Here is a 7777-nt window from a genome sequence, read left to right as displayed (position 1 = left end):
TGACCTGGACATCCACCTTGATGTCCTTGTTCTTCGCCTCGAACCGCTTCACCACATCGTCCCAGTACACCTTGGACGCATTCGACGCCTTGTCCCCGTAATCAGCCGCCACCAACTTGATGGTGGTGGCCCCGCCATCACCGTCGCCGCCGCCACCGTCGTCACCGCAGGCCGTGAGGCCCAGCGCACCGACAGCGCAGACCGCGAGGATCCTGATCGTGCTCTTGCGCATCTCTGACGCCACCTTCGTGGGAACACTTTCGCGTGGATGCTTGAAGTTGATTGAACCTGGCGCTCTCGGAGCAGTATCGCGCATCCTGTGTGGCGTGAGTATGCATCCACAGATGCCCCTCGTCCAGACGTCGCCCCGAACTGTGACCTGACGTGTCGGGTCGATGGCGGCTCGGAGGGAGGGGCGCACGTTGCGTGATCGTGCACGTGCGCACAGGGCTACGATGCGGACTTCGCGAGAAGGGACGGCGGGATGTCCAAGCACGACCGGTGGAGCAGCCTGTTGCAGCACCTGGCCGAACACGGCCGGCTCGAGGTGGAGGAGGCCGCGTCGGTCCTGGAGGTGTCGGCGGCGACGATCCGCCGGGACCTCGACGAACTGGCTGAGCAGCAGTTGCTCGTGCGTACCCGGGGCGGAGCGATCGCCCATGGCGTGTCCTACGAACTGCCGCTCCGCTACCGGTCCGTACACAACGCCGCCGAGAAGCGCCGTATCGCGGAGGCGGTCGCCGATCAGATCGGCCAGGGGATCGTGGTCGGCATCAACGGTGGTACGACCACGACCGAGGTGGCACGCGCGCTGATCATCCGGGCAGCAGGAGACGGCGCCGAGCAGGTGGGGGGGACGACGGCGCCAAGCGTGACCCTGGTGACGAACGCCCTGAACATCGCGAGCGAAGCGGCGGTCCGACCGCAGATCAAGTTGGTGCTGACCGGCGGCGTCGCGCGTCCCCAGACCTACGAACTCGTCGGCCCCCTTGCAAGCCGCGTCATGAGCGACGTGGCGCTGGATGTCGCGGTCCTCGGCGTCGACGGTGTGGATTCCCGGCTGGGGCTGATGACCCACCATGAAGAAGAGGCGAGCATCAGCCGCCTGTTCGCAGAACGCGCCCACCGGGTGATCGTGGCTGCCGACTCCTCGAAGCTGGGACGGCGGGCGTTCGCGAGGATCTGCGGCCTGGACCGCATCGACGTCCTGGTGACCGACTCAGCCGCTTCCGGCGAAGCGATCGCTCGTCTCACCGACGCCGGGATCGAAGTGATCAGCGTGTGAGACGTGTGGTCACGGCGAATCGAGCCGTCCCGCACACGGGTCCGAGCGCGGGCACGGCCCGCCGGTCCTACGCACTTGCCCCCCGGCGCGGAACGCGCCCGCTGCCGCTTGAGGCCGCGGGGAAGATGCGCCGCTCACGGCGGTCCGTCGCCCAGCAGGATCACCGCGCCGTACGTGCCCGAGGCCAGGGCCACCGCGCCTGTCACCGCTGCGCTCCTCCCTGCGGGCCAGCGAGCCATGGGCGTCGCCAGGGGGAGCAGGAGCGGGAAGGCCGGGGTCATGAGGCGGGGGCGGGAGCCGAAGTAGGCGGCGCCGACGAGGGAGAGGGTGACGACGGCGCAGGCGTGCGTGACCAGGGCGAGCGGCAGGCGTTGCCGGGCGGTGGCGAGGAGGAGTCCGCCGACCAGGCCCAGCGCGGCGCACACCGCGGCGCCGGCCAGCGGGGAGGGCCAGGGGCCGGTGAGGAGGTTCCACGTGAAGGCCGCGAGAGCGGCGCCGCCGTCGAGGTGGTTGCCCCAGGCCGCCTGGACGTGGAAGTAGCCGAAGGGGCTTTTCTCGCGCACCCCGACGTAGGTCATGTACGCGAGCCAGCCCAGCGGGGCGAGGAGCATCCCGGTGAGCAGGCGCCGGTTGTGGCGCAGCAGCGTGCCGGCCGGGGTGCCGCCGCGGGCCTGTGCGGCCAGGTGAACGGCCCCCGCGGCGGCGAGTGCGGCGATCAGCGCGGCGGCCGTCGGGCGGCACAGCCCCGCCGCCGCGGCCAGCAGACCCGCCGCCCGCCAGCGGTTGGTCAAAGCGGCGTGGAGGGACCATGCCGTGAGCGCCGTGAAGAGGGACTCGGTGTAGGCCATCCACTGCACGAACCCCGTGGGCAGCGCGCCCCACAGGGCGGCCAGCAGGACGCCGGCGCGGTGCCCCGCGACGTGGGCGCCCACCGCGTGGATGCCCCACGCGGCGACGAGCGACGAGACCACCGCCACCAGCAGCCCGGCGTCCCCGACGCCGAGCGGCGAGGCCGCCGCCAGCAGCCGCTCCAGCGCGGGCAGGAGCGGGAAGAAGGCGAGGTCCGGGTGGACGCCGCCGTCCGGCAGGCGGGCCTCGTAGCCGTAGCCGTTCTGCGCGATGCGCTGGTACCAGACCGCGTCCCAGCGGGCGTTGAGGCGCCGTGAGGGATCCTCGTCCGTCAGCGCGGCGCCCGCCCAGAGCAGGAGCAGCCCGGTGAGCCGCACCGCCGCGTACGCCGCCAGCGCGGGTGCCGCCGCCGGGATCGCCGGCGCCGCGGCGCGCAGTGTCCGCCGCAACCGCCGGGGGACGGAGGGCGCTTGGTCCGTACGCGGGAAAGCCGTCATGGGGCCCGGATGTTCGCCGGTGGCCGCTGTGAGGACGCTGAAGGACCCTGAGGACCGCCTCAGACCTGAAGAGTTCCTTCAGGAAGGGGACGAGGCCGCGGGGATACTGGGCGTATGCGGTTACTGGTGGTCGATGACGAGGAAGGGCTCGCCGCCTCCCTCAAACGGGGCCTGGAGGCGGCCGGTTACGCCGTGGACCTGGCCCACGACGGCCACACCGGCCTGTACCTGGCGCGGGAGTACCCGTACCAGGCGATCGTGCTCGACATCATGCTCCCCGGGCTGAACGGCTACCGCGTGTGCGCCCGGCTGCGGGCGGAGGGCGTCGAGACGCCCATCCTCATGCTCACGGCCAAGAACGGCGAGTACGACGAGGCCGAGGGGCTGGACACGGGCGCCGACGACTACCTGGCGAAGCCCTTCTCGTACGTGGTGCTGGAAGCCCGGCTGCGCGCGCTGCTGCGCCGGGGCGGCTCCCGCACGCGGGCGGTGCTGCGCATCGGTGACCTGTGGATCGACCCGGCGGGCCGCTCGTGCGGGCGGGGGGAGACCGGGGTCGCGCTGACGGCGAAGGAGTTCGCCGTGCTGGAGTGCCTGGCCCGCCGGTGCGACGAGGTCGTGTCGAAGACGGAGATCGCCGAGCAGGTGTGGTCGGCGGACTTCGACGGCGACCTGAACATCGTCGAGGTGTACGTCAGCGCCCTGCGCCGGAAGATCGACGTGCCGTTCGGCCGCCGCTCGATCACGACGGTGCGCGGCTGCGGCTACCTGATGTCCGGCCATGCCCCTGTCCGCTGACGCCGGGGCCACGACGGGGTTCCGGCTCCTGCTGCTGCGCCGCGCGGCGGGCGATCCCCGGGCCCGTGCGGCCGTCGCCGCCGGCTGCGCGGCGGGTGCGGTGGTCTTCGTCCCTCCTCTGCTGCAGATCCGTGGTCTGCCGGGGGTGGTCCTCGTGGCGCTGGTCGCCTGGGCGGCGGGAGGAGGCGGATGGCCCTGGCCCCGGTTGCGGGGCGCCCTCGCGGCGGGCGGGATGACCGCGGTCCAGTTCGCTGTCCGCAGCCGCTTCGGCGCCCCCCTCGACGCCTACGGCACGAACAAATCCGTCCTGGGAGTCCTTGAGACTCCACCGTTCGTGAGCCCCCTCCTGGGCATCACGGTCGGGGTCACGGCCTGGTTGTCGGCTGGGCCCTCCGGCCGGGGAGTGCCGCTGCGGAACCGGTTCGCGCTGGTCGCGTACATCGCGACTCTGTTCGCCTTCTCCGCCGTGCTCTGGATCACGTCGATGATGGCGGTGGGCAAGGGCGCGTCGGATGGCTGGGACTCGGCCCGACTCGAAGTGGAGCTGCTCTATCTGGCGCAGGTCGCCGCCGTCGTGATCGGTACCGTCGCCTGGGTGACGGCCGGGCGGGCGCTGCGTCCCGTGGACGCCATCCGCGAGGAGCTGGAGGACATCACCCTGCGCTCGCTCGACCGGCGGGTGCCCGTGCCCAGGGGCGGGGACGAGCTGACCCGGCTGGCGCTGACGACGAACGCGATCCTGGTACGCCTGGAGCGCTCGACTGAGCTCCAGCAGCAGTTCATCGGCGACGCCTCGCACGAGTTGCGCAGCCCCGTGGCGGCGGTGCGGGCGTCGCTCGAATCGCTGCTGGCGCACCCGGAGCGGGTCGACTGGCCGACTGCCGTACGCAGCGCACTGCAGGAGCTGGAGCGGCTGCAGGGCCTCAGCGAGGACCTGCTGCTGCTGGCCCGGCTGGACGGCACCGCGCCCCTGCCCCGCGACCCCGTCAACCTCACCGACCTCGTACACGACCTGGTCGAGGAGCACCGTCATCTGCGCCGTTCGCACCCGCTGGAGATCCGCCTCGGTGCGTCGGGGCCGCCGGCCCGGGTGAGGGGCAGCGGCATACAGGTGGAGCGCATGCTGCGCAACGTGCTGGGCAACGCCTGCCGCTACGCCGAGAAGGAGATCGAGGTGGCCGTCCGCACCGAGCGGCACGACGGCGTCGCGACGGTACGGATCGACGTCCGCGACGACGGCCCGGGGATACCGGCCACCGACCGGGAGCGGGTGTTCGAGCGGTTCAGCCGGCTGGAGGACGCGCGTGCCCGCAAGTCCGGCGGAGCCGGACTCGGGCTGGCCATCGCCCGGGAGATCGCGGACCGCCACGGCGGCACCCTGCGCTTCACTGACGCACCGCAAGGCGCGCACGCCGTCTGCCGCCTCCCCGCGGCGGGGCCACGGACTGCTGCCGGGCGATGAACCAGGAAGCCGCCCGCCCCGCGTCGACGGGCGACGCGGCCGCAGACGTCAACGCCCTCCGCCCGGCCGCCGGGCCCGCCGGCCTTCTCGCCGGACGGGAAGGAGCGGGGCCGCGCGGGCGCGCGGCCCCGCCGAGGGTGGTGGGGAGGTCAGCGGTCCTGGGCGAGGGCGTTCAGTTCGCGCAGGAGGCCGTCCTCGGTGGCGAGGAGGTCATGGAACGTACCTTCCTCGCGGAGGCGTCCTTGGTCGAGGACGATGACGCGGTCGGCCATCCGGGCGTTGTCCAGGCGGTGGGTGACGACAACGGTGATCCGGTCGGGAGCCATCTCGCGGAGCTTGCGGAAGATCAGGTGCTCGCCCCGGGCGTCCATCTCGCTGGTCGGCTCGTCCAGGACGAGCACGGCGGGCTCCCGGTACATCGCCCGCGCGCACGCCAGCCGCTGCCACTGCCCACCGGACAGCTCGTGTCCGCCCCACACCGAGCGGGCCAGCAGGGTGTCGAGCCCGTCCGGGAGCGCTTGGAGGGCGCGGGTCATGCCGACGCGTTCCGCGGCGTCCCAGATGCGGTCGTCGGCGTGCTCGCGGGGCTGGCCGAGGGTGATGTTCTCGCGGGCGGCGAGCGGCCAGTGCCCGTTCTTCTGGGGGACGAGACCGACGTGCCGCCAGACCGACTCCGCGTCCGCGGTGGCGAGGTCGGTGTCGTCCCACAGGACCGTCCCGCCGGTCGGCAGGGTCAGTCCGGTCAGCATGCGGATCAGGGTCGACTTGCCAGCGCCGTTCTCGCCGACCAGGGCGACCACTTCGCCGCGGTTGAGGGTGAGGGTGATCGGGTGCAGCGCGGGGGTGTCCTTGTGGGGGTACGTGAACTCGGCCCCGCACAGGCGGATGCGGCGAGGCGCACCGGCCGGAGTGGTACCGCGGGCGGTGGTCATGGAGCGGACTTCGTCGGTGAAGGTGTAGTAGTCGCTGAGGTAGAGGCCGTGGTGGAACATCACCGCCCCGTACCTGACGATCGAGTTGAGGGCGCGCCCGGCCGTCTGCGAGGCGACGATGGCGGTGCCGGCGATCGCGGTGGACATGGCTCCCGCGAGGGCGAGCGCGGCCAGCGCCGCCCACATGCCGAGCGTGAACAGCCCCGCCAGGGACGCCGCGAGGAGCGTCACGAGCAGGTACGGGCGGGCGCCCTGGAGTTCGCGGCCTTCCACCCTGTCGCACATCACCCGGTACCAGGAGTACAGGTACGGGCGCATGGTGTTGGCGCGCAGTTCGTCGGCGAGGTCGGGGGTGGTCAGCCACCAGCGCATCATCCCGCGCACGTTGCGGGAGGAAATGGTGCGGTCGTGAACGCGGTAGTCGATGCGCGCGGCGATCACCCCGCCCATGCCTCTGGGGATGACCGACAGCAGGAGCACACCCAGGAGCAGGGGGTGCAGGGAGGTCAGGACGGTCGCGGCGGACACGAGTTGGACGAGGCCGTTGGTCAGCGTCTTGGCGTCGTCCGCGAGGTCGACCGCGCGCAGGGCGCCGGTCTCCGCGGCCCGGCTCCGGTCGGTGAAACCTTCGGTGTCGTACGCGGACAGCTCGGCCTTCATGTGGAGGTCCACCAGGGTGAGATCGACGGCGGAGGCGATCTGCGGGTTCAGTCGGCGCGTGGCCCAGTCCGCGAGGATCCACATCGCGGCGCCGAGCGCCATCGCGACGACGGCGACCGTCAGCGCCGGCCAGGCCCGGGCGAGTCCGGTGCGGGCGTCGGAGGTGGCGAGGTGGGGCATCGCCTCGGCGACCGCGGTGAGCATGACGGCGGTGCCCAGACCGGACAGCACCTGGCACACGAGGATCGTGAGCGTCATGCGGCGGTCGACGGACCACGCCAGCCGGGCAGACTGGGCGAGCGCCGTCGGGATCCGGCGGGCCATGTCCCGGAGGGTGGCGTCGTCCAGGGCCTTGCGGTGCTTGCGCCCGTGGAAGTCAAGCTCGGGCGGAGCCGAGGGCCGCGGAGCCGAGGACTGCGGATCCGACGCCCGTGCGGCGGGAACGGCCGCCGCGCGTGCCTTCGCGTCGCTCATGCCCCCCACCTCGGTGACGGTCGTGATGCGGACGCGAAGGGCGCGCGGCGCGCGGCGGCCGGGCGCTGGAGCGGCGTGGGCTTGACGGGCTGAGCGGGAGGATTTTCGAACGCGGGATGGGCGGCGGGATGAGGCCGTACAGGATTCACGGTTTGCTCCTCGGGGAGAGATCGGGTCGAGCACCCGGACAACGTGGACGATCAGGGGCCCGATACGGGCCGGACCGGGCGATGGATCGAGCGCAGGTTCGAGGCAGGGTGCGGCGGGCAGGCGTGGTCGGCCCTCCCGTACGTTCGATTCACTCGTCGAGGGGACAGCGGCGCATGCGTGACCCGGGTGGGGGATTGCGTGAGGGCGTCGGATGCACTGGTCTCCTCAACGGGGTGAAGGCGCCTGCGGGAGGGAACCCTCGACCACGCCACTGACAACCAGGCGGCCGCGGTGCCGGGATCCGGACAATCCGAGCACCCTGTCCGGCCCGGGGCAGCGGCCGGCGACACCGGCCGGATGGCCTGGGCGGGAGCCGGAAGAAAACGCTTTCGAAGCGGCGTACGGATCCCCGGAGTTGAGCGGTCGACGAGTTGGCCGGAACTCCCCGGAGCGCGAGGGGCGGCAGGCCCGCCGACGCACATCACGGACCCCGCGCCGATGCCGCCGACCGTGCCCGGTGCCGATCCCCGCGAGGACCAGCGGCCCGATCGCCTGCCACCACCGCCGGTCGAACCACTGCAGACAGGTGGCGACCAGGAGCACCAACGCACATACGACGGCGACGGCCATGCCGTCCCGTGTCCGTGGTGGCAGCGGACGACGGTCCGCC

Annotated in this window: 5 protein-coding genes and 1 pseudogene; 3 read left to right on the top strand and 3 right to left on the bottom strand. The window is 72.4% G+C overall.

The window, feature by feature from the left end:
• Positions 1-232: pseudogene (locus tag ABGA99_RS16440) on the bottom strand (sugar ABC transporter substrate-binding protein); the annotation flags it as partial.
• 252 nt (positions 233-484) lie between these two features.
• Here ABGA99_RS16440 and ABGA99_RS16435 point away from each other — a divergent pair.
• On the top strand, positions 485-1285 hold the full coding sequence (locus ABGA99_RS16435) for a DeoR/GlpR family DNA-binding transcription regulator (protein ID WP_347581298.1): 801 nt from the start codon (positions 485-487) through the stop codon (positions 1283-1285).
• A 134-nt stretch (positions 1286-1419) separates the two neighbouring features.
• Here the strand turns inward: ABGA99_RS16435 and ABGA99_RS16430 are convergent, their stop codons facing one another.
• Positions 1420-2631, bottom strand: a complete 1212-nt coding sequence (locus ABGA99_RS16430; RefSeq protein ID WP_347581299.1) for a hypothetical protein — start codon at positions 2629-2631, stop codon at positions 1420-1422.
• A gap of 114 nt (positions 2632-2745) precedes the next feature.
• On the opposite strand from ABGA99_RS16430, the gene ABGA99_RS16425 reads away from it, so the two are divergent.
• Entirely contained in the window at positions 2746-3429 is a 684-nt protein-coding gene (locus tag ABGA99_RS16425) for a response regulator transcription factor (RefSeq protein WP_347582892.1), read from the top strand.
• Entirely contained in the window at positions 3413-4891 is a 1479-nt protein-coding gene (locus ABGA99_RS16420; RefSeq protein ID WP_347582891.1) for a HAMP domain-containing sensor histidine kinase, read from the top strand. The genes ABGA99_RS16425 and ABGA99_RS16420 overlap by 17 nt, the downstream gene beginning before the upstream one ends.
• 149 nt (positions 4892-5040) lie before the next feature.
• Here the strand turns inward: ABGA99_RS16420 and ABGA99_RS16415 are convergent, their stop codons facing one another.
• Positions 5041-6957, bottom strand: coding sequence for an ABC transporter ATP-binding protein (locus ABGA99_RS16415; RefSeq protein WP_347582890.1), 1917 nt, complete (start codon positions 6955-6957; stop codon positions 5041-5043).
• Between the last annotated feature and the right edge of the window lie 820 nt (positions 6958-7777).

It is taken from the genome of Streptomyces sp. B5E4, assembly GCF_039871555.1.
Taxonomy (GTDB): Bacteria; Actinomycetota; Actinomycetes; order Streptomycetales; family Streptomycetaceae; genus Streptomyces.
The sequence above is the reverse complement of the archived record's forward strand: the minus strand, read 5'-3'. Positions and strand labels throughout refer to the sequence as shown.

What these genes read in the sequence shown, in the direction of transcription:
- ABGA99_RS16435 (WP_347581298.1), top strand. Translation starts at nt 485, where the DNA reads ATGTCCAAGCACGACCGGTGGAGCAGCCTGTTGCAGCACCTGGCCGAA.
- ABGA99_RS16425 (WP_347582892.1), top strand. Translation starts at nt 2,746, where the DNA reads ATGCGGTTACTGGTGGTCGATGACGAGGAAGGGCTCGCCGCCTCCCTC.
- ABGA99_RS16415 (WP_347582890.1), bottom strand. Translation starts at nt 6,957, where the DNA reads ATGAGCGACGCGAAGGCACGCGCGGCGGCCGTTCCCGCCGCACGGGCG.
- ABGA99_RS16430 (WP_347581299.1), bottom strand. Translation starts at nt 2,631, where the DNA reads ATGACGGCTTTCCCGCGTACGGACCAAGCGCCCTCCGTCCCCCGGCGG.
- ABGA99_RS16420 (WP_347582891.1), top strand. Translation starts at nt 3,413, where the DNA reads ATGCCCCTGTCCGCTGACGCCGGGGCCACGACGGGGTTCCGGCTCCTG.